Raw genomic sequence first — 229 nt, 5'->3', positions numbered from 1 at the left:
TTTTCCGGCAATAACAATTACTTCATCGTCACGTTTTATTTTTGCTGCCAGTTTCGGTTCCTTACAGTACTTCTGGCGCCAGCGAGACTAACTTCATGAAATTTTCATTTCGAAGCTCACGGGTTACAGGGCCAAAGATACCTGTACCGACAGGCTGGTTGTTGGCATTCAAGATACCCGCAGCGTTGCGATCAAAACGAATTACAGAACCATCCGGACGACGTACACC

Annotated in this window: 1 protein-coding gene; it reads right to left on the bottom strand. The window is 46.3% G+C overall.

The window, feature by feature from the left end:
* Positions 1–61: 61 nt before the first annotated feature.
* Positions 62–229 (bottom strand): uL14 family ribosomal protein (locus V6255_RS18340; RefSeq protein WP_341629415.1); only part of this gene is annotated, 168 nt, incomplete at its 5' end.

The sequence above is a fragment of the Psychromonas arctica genome (assembly GCF_038155225.1).
Lineage (GTDB): Bacteria > Pseudomonadota > Gammaproteobacteria > Enterobacterales > Psychromonadaceae > Psychromonas > Psychromonas arctica_B.
This window is presented reverse-complemented; position numbering and strand designations above follow the sequence as displayed.